General features: G+C 37.1%; 18 protein-coding genes and 5 pseudogenes. 6 read left to right on the plus strand and 17 right to left on the minus strand.

Features of this window, described 5'->3' with window-relative positions:
- Positions 1–410: 410 nt before the first annotated feature.
- From pta to GZ996_RS10070, 4 genes are read right to left on the minus strand one after another with little or no spacing between them, the layout of a single operon-like run.
- Positions 411–1,394 (minus strand): phosphate acetyltransferase, encoded by a 984-nt coding sequence (pta, locus tag GZ996_RS10055; RefSeq protein ID WP_156807201.1) that lies wholly within the window; start codon positions 1,392–1,394, stop codon positions 411–413.
- 17 nt (positions 1,395–1,411) lie between these two features.
- On the minus strand, positions 1,412–2,305 hold the full coding sequence (locus GZ996_RS10060; RefSeq protein ID WP_156807200.1) for an RluA family pseudouridine synthase: 894 nt from the start codon (positions 2,303–2,305) through the stop codon (positions 1,412–1,414).
- The gene (locus GZ996_RS10065) at positions 2,295–3,131 is read right to left on the minus strand and encodes an NAD kinase (protein ID WP_162011985.1); all 837 of its coding nucleotides are present in this window, start codon (positions 3,129–3,131) and stop codon (positions 2,295–2,297) included. The genes GZ996_RS10060 and GZ996_RS10065 overlap by 11 nt, the downstream gene beginning before the upstream one ends.
- Positions 3,106–3,777 (minus strand): GTP pyrophosphokinase, encoded by a 672-nt coding sequence (locus GZ996_RS10070; RefSeq protein ID WP_156807198.1) that lies wholly within the window; start codon positions 3,775–3,777, stop codon positions 3,106–3,108. The genes GZ996_RS10065 and GZ996_RS10070 overlap by 26 nt, the downstream gene beginning before the upstream one ends.
- A 297-nt stretch (positions 3,778–4,074) precedes the next feature.
- Here GZ996_RS10070 and GZ996_RS10075 point away from each other — a divergent pair, with 297 nt between their 5' ends.
- The 6 genes from GZ996_RS10075 (at position 4,075) to GZ996_RS10100 (ending at position 10,088) form a co-directional block, all read left to right on the plus strand.
- Positions 4,075–4,650: a CYTH domain-containing protein gene (locus GZ996_RS10075; protein ID WP_162011986.1), complete on the plus strand. Its 576-nt coding sequence runs from the start codon at positions 4,075–4,077 to the stop codon at positions 4,648–4,650.
- Positions 4,651–5,016: 366 nt separating this feature from the next.
- Positions 5,017–5,973, plus strand: coding sequence for a ribose-phosphate diphosphokinase (locus GZ996_RS10080; protein ID WP_162011987.1), 957 nt, complete (start codon positions 5,017–5,019; stop codon positions 5,971–5,973).
- A 3-nt stretch (positions 5,974–5,976) separates the two neighbouring features.
- Positions 5,977–7,089: a cysteine desulfurase family protein gene (locus GZ996_RS10085; protein WP_162011988.1), complete on the plus strand. Its 1,113-nt coding sequence runs from the start codon at positions 5,977–5,979 to the stop codon at positions 7,087–7,089.
- A gap of 85 nt (positions 7,090–7,174) precedes the next feature.
- On the plus strand, positions 7,175–7,522 hold the full coding sequence (locus tag GZ996_RS10090) for a DUF1831 domain-containing protein (protein ID WP_156807194.1): 348 nt from the start codon (positions 7,175–7,177) through the stop codon (positions 7,520–7,522).
- Positions 7,523–7,873: 351 nt separating this feature from the next.
- Entirely contained in the window at positions 7,874–8,512 is a 639-nt protein-coding gene (locus GZ996_RS10095) for a redox-sensing transcriptional repressor Rex (protein ID WP_156807193.1), read from the plus strand.
- Positions 8,513–9,386: 874 nt separating this feature from the next.
- Entirely contained in the window at positions 9,387–10,088 is a 702-nt protein-coding gene (locus tag GZ996_RS10100) for a gamma-glutamyl-gamma-aminobutyrate hydrolase family protein (protein WP_162011989.1), read from the plus strand.
- Here GZ996_RS10100 and radC read toward each other — a convergent pair.
- The 13 genes and pseudogenes from radC to GZ996_RS10165 form a co-directional block, all read right to left on the minus strand.
- Positions 10,085–10,765 (minus strand): RadC family protein, encoded by a 681-nt coding sequence (radC, locus tag GZ996_RS10105; RefSeq protein WP_156807191.1) that lies wholly within the window; start codon positions 10,763–10,765, stop codon positions 10,085–10,087. The genes GZ996_RS10100 and radC overlap by 4 nt on opposite strands.
- Positions 10,766–10,828: 63 nt before the next feature.
- Entirely contained in the window at positions 10,829–11,278 is a 450-nt protein-coding gene (locus tag GZ996_RS10110) for a Fur family transcriptional regulator (RefSeq protein WP_232323270.1), read from the minus strand.
- A 494-nt stretch (positions 11,279–11,772) separates the two neighbouring features.
- A pseudogene (locus GZ996_RS10115) lies at positions 11,773–12,126 on the minus strand (ATP-binding cassette domain-containing protein); the annotation flags it as partial.
- An 11-nt stretch (positions 12,127–12,137) separates the two neighbouring features.
- Positions 12,138–12,985, minus strand: a pseudogene (locus GZ996_RS10120) (IS630 family transposase).
- A gap of 392 nt (positions 12,986–13,377) precedes the next feature.
- A complete protein-coding gene (locus GZ996_RS10125) occupies positions 13,378–13,650 on the minus strand; it encodes a PspC domain-containing protein (RefSeq protein ID WP_156807154.1) in 273 nt (90 codons plus the stop codon).
- Between the two features lie 90 nt (positions 13,651–13,740).
- Complete coding sequence (locus GZ996_RS10130; RefSeq protein ID WP_156807155.1) at positions 13,741–14,205, minus strand: SprT family protein; 465 nt, start codon at positions 14,203–14,205, stop codon at positions 13,741–13,743.
- Entirely contained in the window at positions 14,192–16,351 is a 2,160-nt protein-coding gene (locus GZ996_RS10135; RefSeq protein ID WP_162011991.1) for a Tex family protein, read from the minus strand. The genes GZ996_RS10130 and GZ996_RS10135 overlap by 14 nt, the downstream gene beginning before the upstream one ends.
- An 82-nt stretch (positions 16,352–16,433) precedes the next feature.
- Positions 16,434–17,984 carry a streptosactin export ABC transporter GggC gene (gene gggC, locus GZ996_RS10140; protein ID WP_162011992.1) on the minus strand — a complete coding sequence of 517 codons (1,551 nt, stop codon included), beginning with the start codon at positions 17,982–17,984 and terminating at the stop codon, positions 16,434–16,436.
- A pseudogene (locus tag GZ996_RS10145) lies at positions 17,977–18,519 on the minus strand (radical SAM protein); the annotation flags it as partial. The gene gggC and the pseudogene GZ996_RS10145, both read right to left, overlap by 8 nt.
- Positions 18,518–18,802 (minus strand): annotated as a pseudogene (locus GZ996_RS10150) (helix-turn-helix domain-containing protein); the annotation flags it as partial. The pseudogenes GZ996_RS10150 and GZ996_RS10145, both read right to left, overlap by 2 nt.
- Positions 18,803–19,012: 210 nt before the next feature.
- Positions 19,013–19,510: pseudogene (locus GZ996_RS10155) on the minus strand (LLM class flavin-dependent oxidoreductase); the annotation flags it as partial.
- A gap of 73 nt (positions 19,511–19,583) precedes the next feature.
- Positions 19,584–19,838, minus strand: coding sequence for a hypothetical protein (locus tag GZ996_RS10160; RefSeq protein WP_202914423.1), 255 nt, complete (start codon positions 19,836–19,838; stop codon positions 19,584–19,586).
- Positions 19,839–19,916: 78 nt separating this feature from the next.
- The coding region (locus GZ996_RS10165; RefSeq protein WP_162011994.1) for an IS30 family transposase at positions 19,917–20,253 on the minus strand (337 nt) is incomplete at its 5' end.

A 20,253-nucleotide genomic window follows, 5' to 3' on the forward strand; every position in this document is an offset into this window, starting at 1 on the left:
TTGTCTTATCAATTAACTTATTCTGAATTTTGCCAACAAAAAAGATTGTTAGAGACGAGCTAACAATCCAAAACTAAAAATTTTTCGCCTATATTGTAACATAGGGGAGGAAGTTTTGCACTTTTTTTGAAGTTTTCGTATAAAACCTTTGGAGGTTGGAAATAAGATGAACGACGTTCATCACATTCGTATAGGATGGCCGCTAACGATTGCGTAGTACTAAAATAGTTTAGGTTCGAGCTTGAAAACGAATGAGCGAGAATAATCCAGTGGATTATTTTAGGTGGACACTTGAAAATAAAGAAGTGTCCAGTTGCAGACTTTCAATCAACCGCTACGTCGATCTGTTATTACTATCAAAAAGAGAAGGTTGAGATATTTTTGTCCCAACCTCGTCCTCCTATATTTAATTAATTTTCAAGTGCTTGAGCAGCAGTGATGATACCAAGTTTGTAAATATCGTCTGCTGATGATCCGCGAGAAAGATCATTTACTGGTTTGTTCAGACCTTGTAGGATTGGGCCGATAGCTTCAAACATACCTAGACGTTGTGCAATCTTGTATCCGATATTTCCTGCTTGAAGATCTGGGAAAACAAAGACATTAGCTTTGCCCGCAACTGAGCTATCTGGCGCTTTAATTTTAGCAGTATCAGCATCAAAAGCAGCATCAAATTGTAATTCCCCATCGAGAGCTAATTCTGGACGTAATTCTTTCGCAATTTTAGTTGCTTCAGCTACTTTTTCAACTTGTAGTCCTTGACCTGAACCATAGGTTGAAAAGCTTAACATCGCAACTTTTGGATCAATATCAAAAATTGCTGCAGTCTCTGCAGTATTTACCGCAATTTCAGCTAATTCTTGAGCATTAGGATCAATATTAATAGCACAGTCTGCAAAAATGTAACGCTCTTTAGTATTTTCACGATTCATAAGGAAAACACCTGACGTACGTGAAATACCTGGTTTTGTTTTGATAATTTGAAGGGCCGGACGAACAGTATCAGCAGTTGAATGTATAGCACCAGATACCATACCATCAGCAAGACCCATTTGAACTAACATCACACCAAAGTAGTTGACATCACGTAAGATAGTATCAGCTTGCTCTGGAGTTGCTTTTCCTTTACGAATATCAAGAAAAGTTTCTTTCATTTGATCAAAATCAGCATATTCTGTTGGGTCAATAATCGTGTAGTTTGGATTTTCAAAACCAAGTTTTGCCAATAAAGCAATCACCTCATTAGGTTTACCAAGAATAATTGGCTCAACCAAACCTTCAAATTTCAAACGAGCTGCTGCACGTACCACACGCTCATCATTTCCTTCTGGGAAAACGATTTTGACATGTTTTCCTGCAATCTTACTACGCAACTCACCAAATAAACTACGCATAATCTCTCAACTTTCTTTTATTTTTGTTGTAACTTTAGGATAACGCTTTCCATGTCAGCTGTCAAGGAACTAGTCTGTATCTTTTGTGTTCTTGTAAATGGATCGTTAAAAGATAGATAATGGCAATGCAACGCTTGCCTTTCAATCCCATAACTCATTGAACCACCATAAAGATCATCTCCTAAAAGCGGTTGCCCAATATGAGAAAAATGAACGCGAATCTGATGTGTCCGTCCGGTGTGAAGTTGAATATCAACTAATTTCACCTTTCCATAACGCGCAACAACTTTATACGAGGTATGTGCATATTTCCCAGACGGGTGGACACAGCGTGTAATAATAGAATTCTCTGGCCGCGCAATAGGGGCAATTATTTCTCCTTCATCAGGCAAATCACCTTCACCTGCTACCAAAGCATAATAACGCTTTTCAATGACCTTTTTCTGTAACTGTTTATCCAATCTTGCATGAGCATAGCCATGTTTTGCAAAAAGCATCAGACCACTGGTATCTTTATCCAAACGCGTCACAATATGGACTTGTTTATTAGGGTAATTTTGAGACAAATAATATCCTTTAACACGATTGGCCATGGTATGGGAGTGTAAAATACTCGGAATACTAGCAATGCCATGCGGTTTATTGAGGATAATAAAATGATCATCTTCTGACACAATCTCTATGGGTTTATATATCGGTTCAAGACTTCCATTTAAATCTTCTTCATTGGGAATCTCAATGGTTACCACATCTCCATTCTTTAGGACAAAGATAGCATTTTCTTCCTTACCGTTTACCCAGATATTTCCACCTTTAAACTTAATTTTAGCTAACAAGGCTTTCGAGACATCGTGTTCTTTCAGAAGACTTTTGACCTGACACGGTCTATGGGCAATATATTCAAATTTCATGTTCTTCTCCAACAAAAGCATCTTTTACACGTTGCCAAAAGCTCGTGTGGCGTGGAGTCGCTACAAAACTGATTTTCGCTTGGTCAATTTCGTAAGTCACATGTTGCACATTGCGATGATGGTAAGTTTTATTATCCACAGTTAATACATAGGCCCCTACACGCTTAGGAACAATTTCAATAAGATCTTTCTTTGGAACAATAATCGGACTTCCAATAGTACGGTAAACACGATTATTTAAGCTAGCAATCTCAGTCAATTGCAAAGCTTCTACCGTTGGATGAAGAATAGCTCCTCCCAACGATTTATTATAGGCTGTTGAACCGGTTGGTGTAGAGACAGCCAAACCATCGCCACGAAATCGTTCAAGAAGGACATGATTAACCAACACATCTGCTACCATTGTTTTTTCAAGACGCTTAATCGTAGCTTCATTTAAAGCGCGAGAGGTCACCACTCTACCATCAGATAAGGTTAAGGAAACCTTTAATATAGGATAGGATACCTTTTCACCACAATCTTCACGAAGATTACGTAACAATTCTTCTACTTCAAAATCACGATAATCAGTATAAAAACCCAAATGTCCGGTGTGCACACCTACAAAACGGACACGTTCTAACTCTTTTTCATACGCATGAAAAGCAGATAAGAGCATCCCATCTCCTCCGATGGAAATCACAATATCGGGATTGCGTTTTGTTAAATAAAAGTTAGGATCGTCACGCAAAGCTTTAAAAATCTTATCAGCAACCCGTCGACTTTGCGGTTTGCCATTAGCAATAATTGCTACTTTAGTGTTATCGGTATAATTCATCTGTGTCATCACTATTACCCACTCCGTCACTCAATTTTCTATTATCGTGGTCAAATAACAGTTGCGCCTCACGGATATCTTCACGGATTTTCCGCATTTCTTCATCTAACTCAAAGGCAATTTTAGCAGTTATCTCCAAACGACGTTTAATTTCATTTGGAAAATCACCACGGTATTTATAGTTTAGCGAATGCTCAATAGTTGCCCAAAAATTCATCGCCAACGTGCGAATTTGAATCTCTGCTAAAACAGTCTTAGGCCCATCTATAGTATTCACTGGATAAGATATCACAACATGATATGAACGATACCCACTCATTTTCATATGATTGATATAATCTCGTTCACGAACAACTGTCATATCCGTCCTGTGACGAAGCAACCCTAAAACCTCATCAATATCATCTACAAATTGCACCATGATACGAAGTCCAGCAATATCTTCCACTTCTTCAGCCATATTTTCAAAAGCGATACCTCTGCGGACTAATTTTTCTTGGATACTTTCAATTGATTTAACACGCCCTGTGACAAATTCAATGGGAGAGTGACGATTTTGCTTACGAAATTGCTTACGGATGCCTCGTAATTTTATTTTTAGTTCACCAACTGTTTGAATATAAGGATCAAGAAAACTTTCCCAGTCAAAATTCATATTATTAAGATGTTAGGATGGCCTACCTTGGTTCATTTGCTTTCAGATTTTAATTCAATCCGATTACTTTTGTGAGACAAGCTATCATTCTCCTCAGTATAAACCTTTAAAATTGGATTGCTTAGCTTAAACCATCCTAAGTTCAGTTGTAGAAATCAACTGAACACTCCTTTCTAGTGCTCCAGCACTCACTTCGTCACTCATTCTTGTCAAAAAGCTAACTTTTAGCTAAAATGAACATAGTCATTTAATTATAACATAAAATTCAGAATTTTTAGAGAAAGAAAAATAATAAACATGACAGTTCTTGAAATCGAATACAAAACTTTACTTAATCAAGATGAATTTAATCGCCTCGAAAGTAGATTAGCACATGTCAAACCTATCACTCAAACGAATTACTATTTTGACACTTCTGACTTTGTTCTAAAAGCACATCGTATGTCCTTACGTATCAGAACCTTTTCAGACAAGGCAGAACTGACATTAAAAATTCCGCAGGAAGTTGGGAATGTCGAACATAATCAGACTCTGCTATTACCAGAAGCCAAGGAAGCCATCAAAACAGCAATTCTCCCTAACGGAGAAATTAAAACTCTTTTAGTTCAAAAAGGAATTCCTCTCGAAGAACTTCTAGTATTAGGACATTTAACAACCATCCGCCGTGAATCGCAAACCTCTATTGGCCTACTTGCTTTGGATTATAATCAATATGCCGGACTCAAAGATTATGAATTGGAACTTGAAGTCTTGGATGCTGAAAAAGGCAAAATAGATTTTGATAACTTTTTGGAGCAACATAATATTGACTTTAAATATGCGAAAAGTAAAGTTGCCCGTTTTGCATCAACGTTAAAAAAGAATGACCAATAGTATTAAATACTTGATTTTAAGTTTTTGGTCTCTCATATTCACCTCAAAATATCAGCATGAAAGAACGAAAAAACATCCTTATTTCTTTTTAGGATGAAAAAGTATTTTACTAAAACTGTCCAGTGAACAGTTTTAAACGAAGCTTAGAAAACAGAGAGCCATAGGGAATCATGACTTCTATCCCACGCTCAATAAACACAACTTTCCAAAATTCAAATGATTAGAAGAAACAATTATTTCATACTAAGACTAATAATCTGTGCATAAGAACTTAATTTTTCTCTAGTTATACCATGCTTTTTATCTTTTTTTTTGGTAGAATAGTAACCGTAAAACTTTCATGTTACTTTAAGAAGGAGCCTTAAAATGTCCGACAAACAAATGAAACTTTTTTCTCTCTCATCAAATAAAGAAATTGCTGAACAGATTGCTAAAGCTGTAGGGGTACCTCTTAGCAAGCTATCTTCACGCCAATTTGCAGATGGTGAAATTATGGTGAACTTAGAAGAAAGTGTTCGTGGTATTGACGTTTATCTCATCCAATCAACAAGCTATCCTGTTAACGATAATCTTTGGGAACTACTCATAGCTATTGATGCTTGTAAACGTGCCAGCGCCCACTCTGTAACAGTTGTCATGCCATACTTTGGTTACTCACGTCAAGATCGTGTTGCTGCACAACGTGAACCAATTACTGCAAAATTAGTTGCCAATATGTTGGTAAAAGCTGGCGTTGAGCGCGTTGTAACACTTGATCTCCATGCTATTCAAGTGCAAGGCTTCTTTGATATCCCAGTAGATAACTTATTCACTGTTCCACTTTTTGCCAAACATTATATTGATAAAGGTTTAACTGGTTCAGATGTTGTCGTTGTTAGTCCAAAAAACTCTGGCATTAAACGTGCTCGTAGCTTAGCTGAATACCTTGATGCCCCAATTGCTATCATTGATTATGCTCAAGATGACAGCCAGCGTGAAGAAGGTTACATCATTGGAGATGTCGCAGGGAAAAAAGCTATCTTGATTGATGATATCCTAAATACAGGTAAAACTTTTGCAGAAGCTGCCAAAATTGTTGAACGTGACGGTGCGGTTGACATTTATGCTGTAGCTAGTCACGGTTTATTTGCTGGTGGTGCTGCTGACATTTTGGATCTTGCACCAATTAAGGAAATCCTTGTAACAGACTCTGTTCTGACAAAAGAACGTACACCAAATAAAATTAAGTATCTTCCAGCAAGTGAGCTCCTCGGTGAAGCCCTTGTCCGTATCCACGAGCATCAACCAGTAAGCCCACTCTTTGCATATAAACCTGGTAAGTAAACAATGATTTATTTTGACAATGCTGCAACTACTCCTTTAACTCCTTCTGTGATTGAAGCAATGACTTCAGTAATGGCAGAGCAGTTCGGCAATCCTTCTAGCTTACATACTTTTGGACGAAAAGCTAAACAATTATTACGCCATTATCGCTCTGCTATTGCTCAAAGCTTAAAAACAGACGAGAAAAATATTATCTTTACTTCTGGCGGTACGGAGAGTAACAACACCGCTATTATCGGCTATGCATTAGCTAATCAAGAAAAAGGGAAACACCTGATTACTACAGCTACCGAACACCACTCTGTGTTACAAGCCATGTCTTATCTTGAAAAACGTTTTGGGTTTGAAGTCACTTATCTAAAACCTAGTAAAGGTCACATAACTGCGCAACAAGTTAGGGACGCCCTTCGTCCCGATACCTTATTAGTATCCATTATGCATGCTAATAACGAAACTGGAGACCTTAATCCCATTCCTGAAATTGGTCAACTTTTAAGTCAACATTCGGCTGTTTTTCATGTTGATGCCGTTCAAACAGTTGGAAAAATTGCTGTATTACCAGACGATTGGCAAATTGACTTCTTATCTGCCTCTGCTCATAAATTTCATGGCCCTAAAGGGGTTGGCTTTCTTTATGCTAAGACCAATCACTTTGATAATCTCTTACATGGTGGTGATCAAGAAGATAAACGGCGTGCATCAACAGAAAATATGATTTCTTTAGCTGGTATGGCTACTGCGCTGACTGAAGCTACCAATCAGCTACATGAAAACCTCAACCATATTCATCACATTCGCCAAGCTTTTCTAACAGAACTGGAAGGCTTAGATTATTACATCAATTCAGGAAACGATTCCTTATCACATGTGTTAAATATTGGTTTTCCTAATGGTAATAATGGACTTCTGCTAACACAACTAGATTTAGCTGGATTTGCAGTCTCAACTGGTTCAGCTTGTACTGCTGGCGCTGTCACTCCAAGTCATGTGTTAACAAGTTACTATGGTGAAAGTTCTCCAAGACTTCGCGAATCCATTCGAATCAGTTTTGGAGAACAAAACACTGTTAAAGAAGCTCAGCTATTAGCACAACAATTAAAAAAATTATTAGCATAGCAACTACATTATGAAAGGAAATGGGTATGGAAAACATAAAAAATCGTGTCATTTCTTATGTCATCTATATCTTAAATAATTGATTATGGCTTTTGAAAAAGAAATTCATTTAACAGACTGTCGTTTTTCTTATGCGATTAGTCCTAAAATAAAAAAATACACTCTTCGTGATACAACTTTTATGCAAAATAAGGTTGGAAATTACGAATTGAATCGCCTTTTAGAAATTATTCCAAATTCTGGGGATGGTTTCCCATTAAAAATTACGATCAATAAAGATTTAACTGCTTTCAAACTTACTATTACAGATAAATCTGGGCTTCGTCTTGTCAATATCTTCAAAAATGAAGAACATAAAATTATGCAGGACAAATTTTACTTTTTGATGGATAGTTTAGTTGAACGCGATATCTTTACCAAACTAGAAGTCTAAATCAATAGGATAGTTCCTCCGATTCACTAGTAATCTTAAGGAACTGTCCTCATATTTTCATTCTTTCTTACTATTTGACGTTTTTCTATTGTCTTTTTTAAATTCTTATATGTTGATTTTTTCACAAAGTTTCATTATAATAAGAATAGATTAAACATGAAAAAAGAGATTGAGACAAAAGTCATGATTTCGAAGTCTTGACCATCACAGTCGTATAGGATGGCCGCTAACGACTGTGTAGAAAAGTTTTGGGACTTCCAATCAACTACTGCATCTATCTGCTATTACTATCAAAAAGAGATGATTGAGATATTTTTGTTCCAACCTCAATTATTTTAGAAAGAGACAACTATGTTAGAAAAAAATATTCCAAATGCAACTGCTAAACGACTAGCTTTATATTACCGAATTTTTAAACGCCTCCATGCTGATAAAGTTGCTAAAGCTAGCTCTCAACAAATCGCTGATGCTATGGGAATTGATCCTGCGACTGTTCGTCGAGACTTTTCTTATTTTGGCGAACTCGGACGTCGTGGTTTTGGTTACGATACTCAAAAATTAATGAATTTCTTCGCAGAATTACTAGGAGACCATTCTACAACTAATGTCATGTTAGTTGGTGTAGGTAATATCGGTCGTGCTTTGTTACACTATCGTTTCCATGATCGCAACAAAATGCAAATTGCCCTTGCTTTTGATACTGATGACAATGAATTAGTTGGCACAAAAACAGGAGATGGGATTCCTATTTATGGTATCTCAAGTCTTAAACATCATATTGCTAATACACATGTAGAAACTGCTATTTTAACTGTTCCTTCAACTAAAGCTCAAGAAGTGGCTGATATCCTCGTTGATGCAGGAATCCGTGGTATCTTAAGCTTTTCACCAGTTAATCTCCAAGTTCCTGAAAATGTTGTTGTGCAATATGTAGACTTAACAAGTGAACTTCAAACGTTACTCTACTTTATGAATAATCAAGATAAATAAATCAATAGCCGAGGAGAATACTTGACTCCTCAGCTATTTTTTTATATTATCAGATTACTTGTTTTTTCATTATATAGTAAATTAGATTTAATACTTATTTCAAAATCAAAACGATACATTGTTGGCTTTTTTAGGAGCTATTCCTTAGCTGTGGGGGCAAACAATCTCCTGCGAGTTCTATTTTTTGGGGGCGAGTCTTACTGCTTTTTAATTTCCAAGCAACAGCTTCAATCAGTCTTGAAGTCTGTTAACTCTCCATCCTCTCGCCCTAGAATCCTTCTTCTAGAGCTTTCACCGCAGCATAAAGTCTTCACAATCATAGTAATTTTGTTACCTTGGATACTGTTGTCTCTAATCGGAAAACGACAAACTCTATCCTCGGTAAGTGGTTAAAATCATAACAGCTTTCTGCTATGGAAAGGAAACTTGAAAGGGTAGGGCCTTTCAAGTGAGCCATGAAACCAAAGGTTTGTTGACGTGCTAACCACATGAGGAGAGCAGGAGAAAAAATGTTTTTGTCTATGTCTAATTTTGATTTTTATAGAGTATAAAATGGAACTCCGCAAGAGATTGTGACGCTGACTTCGCTAGCACCATTTCTTACCTCCAAAGGTCTCCCAGACTTTTGGAGCAGCCCCACACCACATTAAAATAAGTACTAATAAAATCTAAATCACTATAATTATAAAGAAGAAGGTCGTTCTAAATCACAACAAAGTAAAGGACCAGAAGCATCACAAAAGTACAACAAGATAACTCGGTATTATTTTAAGTACTAAAATGCATCACTGTGAATCACATTATCACGGTAGTAAAATAAAACTGCTAATACCTTCCTCAAATCTCTTATGAAAAGACTAGAAAGTGAGTTCTTATGTCAAAACAACCTATTATTGGAATTGCTGCTAATCAACGTCAAGTGGAATTAGATACCCTTCCCTGGACCTATGTCCCTTCAGGATTTCCTAATGCGATTATTGAAGCCGGTGGACTTCCTCTTGTTCTACCTATTAACAAACCCGAAATGGCGAAACATTACATCAGCATGATTGATAAGCTTATTCTGACAGGTGGACAAAATGTTAACCCTGCCTATTATCATGAAGAAAAAGACCCCAATGCTGAAGATGATTACTTCAGAGAGCGAGACGAATTTGAAATAGCTTTAGTTAAAGAAGCCATTTTACAAAAGAAACCTATTTTTGCCGTTTGCCGAGGCATGCAGCTCATAAATGTTATTTTAGGTGGTAGTCTACATCAAAATATTCCAAATCACTGGCAAAAAGAAGACGCAGATATTATTACTCAAACAATGACTGTTACTGAGGATAGCCTTTTTTCTCATATCTATGAAACACATACTGGGATTAATTCTTACCATCGACAAGCCATAAAAGAGCTAGCACCAGCGCTAAAAGTTATTGCAAGTTCTCCTGAAGATGGAATTATTGAAGCCGTTGAATCTACTACCCCTGATCTTCGTTATCTTGGTGTCCAATGGCATCCTGAACTACTAGTTTATAGCGATAAAGATCACAGTCAAAAACTCTTCGATTTTATTGTAAATGAGCTTTAAAGATTATCTGTCTCCTCACGAAAACTAAAATACTCATTTCTTCCAACAATAAGATGGTCTAGAAAAACTACCCCTAGATCGTCACAACAACGCTTAAGTTTATCTGTAAAATGAAAATCATTTTCACTTGGTTCTGTTACTCCAGATGGATGATTGTGAATAACAATTAAAGATGTTGCCATATGTTTACAAGCATAATGTAAAATTTCTCTAGGTTCTGCAACTGACCGTCTAACCGTACCAATAAATATGGTTTTTTGAGCAATAAGTCTATTTTGTGTATCTAAATAGAGAGCTACCAAATGCTCTTGTTTCTTATCTCCTAATTCGAGCATCATTCGTCGTGCTAATCGTTCACTGGACATGATGCGCTCCTGTTTTTCAACTTCTGCTGTCTGAATACGATTAGCTAACTCTATCATGGCTTTTAATTCGATAGATTTTACTCGCCCAATGCCTGAAATATTTTGTAATTCCTCAAGAGAAAGCTGCCGCAAATCAGCTAAACTACTCAAATTCTTTAAAATTGAATTAGCCAAAGAAAGGACATGTTCCTTCTTCGTCCCTGTACGTAAACAAATGGCTAAAAGTTCTTGATTACTGAGATGTTCTGCTCCTTCTGCGCTTAATCGTTCGCGGGGAAGCATGGCTTGTTCTTTAAATTGAATACTATACATGATGACCTCCTAACTAATTATTCGCATATATAAGAAAAAAAGACTTTCAAGTGAAGTCTTTTTCTATTTTTTTAGGGAACAAGCAGGGCAAACACCATAAATTAAAAATTGATTTTTAGTGACTTGATAACCAGTCTTTTGCTCTGCTTCTTTTACTAAAAGAGAAGTATCAGCATCCATAAAATCTGTGATGTTACCACAAATCTCACAAACCACATGAAGGTGGTCATGCCCCATAAAATCAAAATAAGTCGTATTATCATTACTTACTTTAACCTCAGAGACGAAGCCTTCTTCAATCAAAATTCTTAAATTATTATAAACAGTCGCTAAGCTCATATGAGTATACTGGTCCTGTAAATCATGAAAAATTTGCTCTGCACTAGGATGATGATGAGCTTCAATCATGTAGGCTATAATGGCTTTCCGTGTTTCTGTCAGACGAATTTGCTTTCCTTTCAAGTGAGCTAAGACTTGCTCATAGGTTTCCTGATGATGGGGGTCTACCGAAATTTGAAACAAACCTTAAACTCCTTTCAAACTACTACTGTCCCATTATACCAAAAAAACTATAACTCTACCATTCCTAAAACTCAACAGACATGCCTAGACTTGAAACAATTATTTTAGTTAGAATGATAGAACCAGTCTCTTTCAACATTTTTCTGTCGTACAATCTACAAACAGTACAGATTCCCTTGAATTACTTAGACAATGGTTCAGTTTTAAAATAATCCTGCGTTTAAAAATAATAATCCCATTTAAGATAAATTGTTTCAGTTACCATTCATTTCCCTTCAATAGATAGTTATTCCATAATATTTTATTGTTGGTATTTTCTGCGATCAATGCAGGCGGCGAAGTCACTATAACTAGTGCTTTTCCAGTTGTGAAAACACTAAAGTGGCCAAGTTTTAGTGCGCTAGGGGTGAAAATATCCAGTAGAGTTTGACAATCTCTCTCCAGACTATCGAAGCCTGTCGCTAAGAAACAAGAGAGTGACAGTCGCCTAAGCTAGCCAAGTCCTGCATCACGGTCAATACTTCACCAACCATTTCAGGATCAAGCGCTGATGTCGGCTCGTCAAATAGCATTACATCTGGATCCATAGCTAACCCTCTTGCAATCGCAATCCGCTGTTTCTGACCGCCTGATAAATTTTGTGGAAAAGCAGACACTTTTTCAGGTAATCCTACCTTGTCCAACAACATCATAGCTTTTGTTTCTGCCTCCTCCTTGGGCATCCCTTTGGTTTTAATAGGGGAACGCGTAATGTCACCCAAAACGGATATATTGGGAAAAAGATTGAACTGTTGAAAAAACATTTCCATCTTTTTTCGAATTTTAAAAATATCATTTTTTATCGGTATAGTCAATTGAAATAGGGATAGGACAAAAGAGCTTCATAAAAAGTATTGTAATTTGGCAATATTTTTTTGAGGTGCTTTTTGATATGAGTCCATGTTTTCTCAATAAGATTATACACAGGAGAGTAGGGTGGAAAAGGTAAAAGTTTATGCCATACTCTTCACATAAGAGTTCTAGCCTATTCATTCTATGGAATCTTGCCTTATCCATAATAATAACTGATGGTGTGCCTAATGTTGGTAGCAGAAATTTCTGAAACCATGCTTCAAAAAAGTTGCTCGTCATTGTCTCTTCATAAATCATGGGAGCGATTATGTCACCATTTATCAGCCCTGCAACCAAAGAAATCCTCTGATACCTTTTTCCAAACACTTTACCTTTTATCAATTGACCTCTTAATGAGCGACCATATTTTCGATAAAAATAAGTATCGAATCTTGTTTCATCACTATAAACAGGTGTTAAGTGCTTTAAATGGTTAACATTTTTAAGAAATAAAGCTACTTTTTCTGGATTTTGTTCATAGTAAGTGCTATTCTTTTTTTCGAGTATCCCATAGCTTTGAGAGCATAGTGAATGGTAGTAGGATGACAGTCAAATTCAGAAGTTATTTCAGCCAAATAAGCATCTGATGATCAGTAAGATAGTTTTTGAGGCTATCTCTATCAACTTTCCTAGGTTTTGTTCCTTTGACTTGATGTGATGGTTTAGATTCCCTGTTTTCTCTTTTAGTTTTAACCAGCCATAAATGGTATGTCGTAAGATTTGGAAAACATCTGATGCTTTTGTGATACGACCTGTTCGCTTACAATAGGCGGGAACTTTTTCACGAAAATCTAATGCATATGCCATAAGAAGCTCATATCACATTATGTACTATTGGTATTTCATCTTACTATAAATAAAATCTAACTAAATGACTATACTTTAAAAGACAGAATATTTTATTTTTTGCTAAAAATCATTTATAGCTTAACTTAAGGAAGTCTCATTATTTTATTTCCTATATCAAACTAAAAACTTTCCTCTGTAGCGAACATTTCAATCCAGTCTGCCACAGCGATAGGCTTGGATATTTCATCGAGTTTACCTAGAATTCCTTATCATAGGGGATTTTCATGGTTCTACATAGATTCTACATCCACTATAAAACAAATAAGGCTAGAACTCTTGTTCCAGCCTTCAAAGGGGAGCTATATGACCTTTCTGTCCTGTTAGCAGAAAGATGGCAAACCTATACTACTCTAAAAGAACCAATCATCATCTTCTTTCAACGTCTCTGCATCTTTTCGTCTACGTGGTCCAGTACCATAACGTTCTTTTTCAATATCTTCTTTATAGGGAAGAAAAATTGCTAAAACGACATAGAGGAAAAGCCCAAAACCAAAGGAGAAATACATAAAAATCGCTGTCAAAATTCGGGCTAGGGACACATCCCAGTGAAACTTATCAGATAGGCCAGCTAACACGCCGCTGACAAATCGTCCTTCACGTTTCTTGTAAAAAACAGTTTCCATAGAAAGTCCTCCTCTATTAATGATATATCTATTCTAAACTTTTATGTTATAAAGCAAATCAGTCGCAGGACTGATTTTGGCAACACTACTTCACTGTTGAGCAAAAATTTCTTGAGATGATCTACTTGCCTCTAATCTACCTCGACATTTCCCACAACGATATTTACTAAGGTCAATGCGACGCTTTCGCCAGTATTCTTGTCCACAGGCTTTACACTCATAATGATAGCGATAAGCCTTTTGAGCCGACTGAGTCGGCGGCGCATACCGCAAACCATCCACTTTGGCTAGCAAATTTTTAAAGTCTTGATCCCCATGCTTGTAGCCTTTTTTCTGAAAATACAGATGGTAATGGCAGAGCTCATGGCGCACAATTTTTCGGAAAACATCAAGTCCATGCTCCGCATACAGTTTCGGGTTAAAATCCAGATGACCATCCTTTGGAAAAAATCGTCCTCCAGTCGTTTGAAGCCGATTATTCCAATGAGCCGTATGGTGAAAATCCCATCCGAAATCGTCTCTAGAGACCTGCTGAACGTACTTAATCAAGTCCATGTGGTTTTACTAAGCTTAGACCAATGCGGTTACGGTCCAAATCAACTTCGGTCACCCAAACTGTAACAATATCTCCAACAGCCAAGACCTCGCTTGGGTGTGGATAAGGAAGCGGCCGTCCATTCTTATCACGTTTACGCTTGACGAGACGAGACTGGTGAATAAGCCCATCTTCGTGGACACCAATATCAACAAAGGCGCCAAAGTCCACAATATTACGAACCGTTCCCTGCAATTCTTGCCCAAGCTTCAAATCTTTCACATCCAAGACATCCTGACGAAGCACTGGTGCTTCAAACTCATCACGGAGGTCACGCCCTGGTTTCAACAGGTCTGCGATAATATCTGTCAGCGTTGCCTCACCAATATCAAGTTTCGCACTCATCTCTGAAACAGTTACAGACTGCAATTTGGTTTTGCTCGCATCATCCAAGACTTTAATATCCAAAAGCGCCAACAACTCTTTTACCGCTGGGTAACTTTCTGGGTGAACACCTGTATTGTCCAAGAAATTCTTAGAATTTGGAATGCGTAGGAAACCAGCTGCCTGCTCAAATGCTTTAGCACCGAGACGAGGTACCTTCTTGATTTCCGCACGGGATTTGATTTCCCCATTTTCCTCACGGTATTTAACAATATTTTCCGAAATAGTCTTATTAAGCCCTGCCACATGCGCTAACAGTGCTGGACTGGCCGTATTAACATTGACCCCAACTTGGTTAACCACCGTATCGACAACGAAATCAAGATTTTCAGCTAATTTCTTCTGACTAACATCGTGCTGGTATTGCCCAACACCAATCGATTTAGGATCAATTTTGACCAATTCAGCCAGTGGATCTTGCAGACGTCTTGCGATGGAGATGGCAGAGCGCTTTTCAACGGTCAGGTCTGGGAATTCCTGACGGGCTAGCTCAGAGGCTGAATAGACAGACGCCCCGCTTTCATTGACAATCACATAAGAAACCTCTGGGAAATCTTTCAAGACCTCTGCGACAAAGGCTTCACTTTCACGGCTAGCTGTCCCGTTTCCGATCGCAATCAATTCAATCTGATAAGTCGTCAATAGCTCAGCTAACTCTTTCTTAGCTACTGCAATTTTACCTGCACTTGCTGGTGGGATAGGATATATGACATGTGTGGTCATCAATTTACCAGTCTGATCAACAACGGCCAATTTAGCACCCGTACGGAAAGCTGGGTCAAAACCGAGAACCATCTTACCTTTCAACGGAGCAATAAGAAGAAGGTTACGCAAGTTTTCTGAGAAGAGTTTGATAGCCCCATCTTCTGCTACTTCCGACAATTCGGTGCGAATACGACGCTCCATAGCAGGCACAATCTTTTTCTTCAAAGCATCTTGAACGACTTTTTCGATGTAGGTATTTTTCTCCTTAAAGCGTGCTTCAGAGAAACGTGTCATCTTGTCCAACTGGTGGTTAAAGCTGACTTTTAAGATTCCCAATTTCTCTCCACGGTTAAGAGCCAGGGTCTTATAACCTTGGAGTTTAGATACCTTATCGCTAAAGTCATAATACACTTTAAAGACCTGTTTATCATCAGCTTCTTCGTTCTTAACTTGTGCCGTCAGCAAGCTATTACTCCAGATTTCATTATACGTCCACGAACGCAGTTTGGCATCTTCAGAAAGAGCTTCAGACAAGATATCACAGGCACCTGCTAAAGCTTTCTCAGCCGTTTCAAATCCTTCTGCAATAAATGCCTCTGCTTCTGACTCCAAGTTCGGAACATTTTGCAAAACCAGACGTGCTAATGGGAAAAGCCCTGCTTCACGCGCAATCATTCCCTTTGTACGACGTTTTTCCTTATAAGGCAGATAAAGTTCCTCAACATCTGCTAATTTTGTCGCCGCTTCAATAGCTGCTTTGAGTTCAGGCGTTAATTTGCCGAGCTCCTCAATCTTATTCAGAACAGTTTCCTTACGCTCTGCTAAGGTTGTCAGAGACTTGTCCAAATCAATAATGGCCTTGATCTGCACTTCATCCAAATTCCCCGTTTTTTCCTTACGGTAACGGGCAATAAAAGGGATGGTATTACCTTCTTCGGTTAGCAAGAGAACTTGCTCAATTTGCTGTTCTGTCACTCCCAAATCTTGAGAGACTTTAATAATATTTTGATTTTCCATAACACCTTCATTGTACCAAAAAAATCAAGATTTCTCTAGTTTCAATAAAAACAAAGGTCCTTAGGAAAATCTCCCAAGGACCTTAGATGTTATCTGATAAATCAATTACCTTATCATATCTAGCCAATGTCTCATCCTCATAGTGATGGATGACTTCTACTAGAGTTTGGCGCATCGCCATCAATATCTCTGAAATCTGAGTCGCATTTGCCTTATCAAGATTGGATTTAATCTCATCAGCCAAGATTAGTTGGTTATCATGATATAGACTACGAGCAATTTCTAAGCGTTGCTTTTCTCCCCCTGACAGCTGAGTATTATAAAGCAACTGATTTTTTAAGGATAACAGATTAACGGAAGTTAACACTTCTGCCATTTTTAAGTCATCAAGAGGTTGTCCAAGTGCAATATTATCTTCGAGGCTTAACCCATCAAAAACGTAAGATTCTTGCAAGATATAAGATACAGATTTGGAAATTTGCTCCTTTTCTAAGTGATGTTGAGAAAAGGTCACCTCTCCTGAATCTGGTAGCTGTTCGCCATATATCATATTTAGAATAGTTGTTTTACCACTACCACTTGGACCGATTAGAGCAATCTTTTCACCTTCTTCAATATTAAATGTTAAGTCCTTAAAAATGGTGTGATTTCCCCGTTTTAGTCCAACATGGTTGATGGTAATCGGAAAGAGTGATTGAGAAGTTTTGGTAACCATTTCTTTGACATCATCTTCAAGTAAGAAAGCATAGCTATCTCTAAGCTGCTTCGTTGATTTGTAAGTATTGAGATAGTAAGATAACTCGTTAAACTGATAACCGATATTGTGCGCAACTAAATAAATCGCAACAAATTGGGAACCAGAGATATAATCATGATAAGTCATCACACCACCGATAATAATCGGAACAACCGAACAAAAGGCATCTATGCTATGGATAATGACATTATTCACGGTCCGTTGCTTTTCATAGCGAATATCTTGATGAACTCTTTTGGAGAGAACGTTCTCAAACCGTGCAAAGAAAAACGCTCTTGCACGATAATGTTTAATCACCCGTTCCCCACCAATAATATTTGTCACTTGGGATAGGTAATCTTGATTAGAATTAGCTCTAGCCTTTGAAAGACGATCTAATTTTTGACTACCAATCCCGCTACAAAGTGCTGGAATGGCGTAAAAAAAGATAAAAATTAGACCCAGGCCAAAATTCGTTAACAAGGCATAAGCTATGGAAACTGTTGTAAAACCGATAGATGATATGATAATAACACTAGGCTCAAGGTAATCATTTTCCAATTGTTTGACATCATTCTCTAGGTTAGATAGAATATCTGCTGTATGGATTTTATTACTCGAAAGAAAATGATTAAAGAGCTTACGTTTCATGTTTAGGGTAAAATCGGCAACAATTCTGGCATAGTAATACCGCTTTCCAGCAAGTCCTATCAAAATAATAAAATTCCCAATAATCCCTATAGCTAGAGCAATCCCTAACTCATTAAGAGATTTTTTCTCAAAACTAGCCACAATACGAGAAACCAGGCTCGGCGTGATAAGTGCCTCTAACCAAGTAATCGCAATAAAGATAAAATATACGATTAAATGCTTTTTAGAAATCAATTTGCTAAGCATATCTTATAAACCTTTCAAAGTTATTTACTAATTTTGATAAACGTTCTTTATCCTGACTCAGTTCAATAATTTTATAAATACAATATTCCATTAATATCTGTTTTCGACAGTCAATAAATTGTCCCTCTTCAGAGATAATAGGTGAATAACCATCAATCATATTTGCGACACACTCTACGCACATACCTTTACACCAGCAATCTTTACACTTAGTAAAATTATCTTTATTATTGAAATGAGAAACCTTATCACTGTTATGCGTCCCCAAAAACCTAAAACAAGATTTCACCGTTCCATCAACGTCAAATGTGATAGTTGTTTCAGGGTCAATATCATCACAAAAAGATTCTGCCTTACTTTTGAAAATCATTGATAACAAAACATCATAAACAATCGGACTTATATAGTTTTTATCGTTATTATTTATGATATCTTCTAGAGACTGATTAATAAATAGTTTTCGTTTTTCCTCGCTCATCTCCATTTCTTTTACTGCTAAAATTTTATTTTTACTAAATACATTATTGATATTAAAGTTTTTTCATACCCTCAACATCATGATTAGATACAAAATGTCTAACTTTTGATAAGAGTTCATTCAGTTCATCCCGATGAAAGTCATGAACCGCATACATAAATTCATCAATCGGCATGTTAATTCTATCCAAAATGAGCATGAACTTTGAAATGGTTAAATCCGTTTCTCCCTTTTCAAAACGTGAGAGCTGAGACGTTGATATACCAGACTTTGCGACATCTTTTAACTTTAATCCTCTAGACTCTCGAAAAGTTTTAAAAATTTCTCCAAAATTTTTCATCTCTCTTCCTCCATCACGCATATATGGGAATGTTTTTTTGTTTTTAATATTTTATCATATAATAAAAGAAAAAAAAAGTGAGGTAAATCACATGAATAAAGCAGGACTAATATCCTTACTATTCCTCATTTTTGAAGGGATTATAGTCATAGGAGTGGGATAAATTCAAAAACTAGCTGCCATGTTGAGCAACTAGTTTTGATTAACCTTTTATCTTTTAAAACGCTGTCTTACCAATGGTGCCACTTCTTCGCCATGCAACTTAATGACTTTTAGGATATCTTCGTGTGGCATAGAACCGATTGGTAAGTGAAACATGAAGCGGTCTAGCGACAAATCTTCAATGATACGAATGATTTTCTCAGCCACCGCCTTTGGATCACCGACAAACATTGCCCCATCAGGACCGATAGACTGAAGGTACTGCTCCTTGGTCATTTCACGCCAGTGCGGACGCCCTTTGGCAATGTTATCTACTATTTGCTTAGTTGGATGGAAATAATGATCAATCGCAGCTTGATTGTCTATCTCAATCCCCCCCCATGAATGCGCTGCGACTTTCAGCTGCTCTGGACAGTGACCATGACGAGCACCTAATTCTTTATAAATGGCAACAAGCTGCGCGAAATGCTTAGGATTACCACCGATGGTTGCATAGGCAATTGGAAGTCCTTGTTCTGCAATACGAACCGTCGAATCCAAATTACCCTCTTGTGTCAAGTTAATGACAGCATTTCTTAACAATATTTTTTTAAAAAAGAGACTTCATGATAAAGTCTCTTCAGATATTCTTATAGTCAATTCGATAGCCACCAGCATGGTTAACTATAATTTGTTTCACTGATTCTCGAAGTGTTTCTTTAGACAGCGAACTGTCAACCATACATTGAGAATTATTCAATTTGTTTAATTCTTCTTCAATATCATCAAACTTCTTATCTATTTCTTGCTTATAATATATATAGGTTTCACGGTTAATTTTTTCATCCTTGTAATCTTGGTAATATGAGAACTTCTGATATTTTAATTGTGACATCAAGTAAACAAGAGAGTTATTCGATTTTTGAGACGGAACGTCTTCTTTCTTAGATTTTAAATATCCCAGATTGTCAAATTAAGCTAGACATTTTATGTAACTCAGAAAAACTTGATAAGGTGTTTGATAGTTTAGTGATTTCTTAGGAATGTTATTTCGTCTATCAGCTATAGCTGATAACACTTTTTGAGACAAGCCATTAAAATCCATTTGTTTAGGTAGTCCATGACGTCTTAATAACACATTTGAGTGTTCATTTAATCCACGTTTCCCTGGGCAACCTGGATCCGCAAAGAAAATATCAATATCGTGTTGGTTAGAAATCGTCTTCCAATTACAGAACTCTTTCCCACAATCAAAGGCCATTGATTTAAAGAGATGTTTTGGAAATCTTGAGAGCCATCTAGTTAGTGCT

The sequence above is a fragment of the Streptococcus sp. S784/96/1 genome (genome assembly GCF_902729355.1).
Taxonomy (GTDB): domain Bacteria; phylum Bacillota; class Bacilli; order Lactobacillales; family Streptococcaceae; genus Streptococcus; species Streptococcus caledonicus.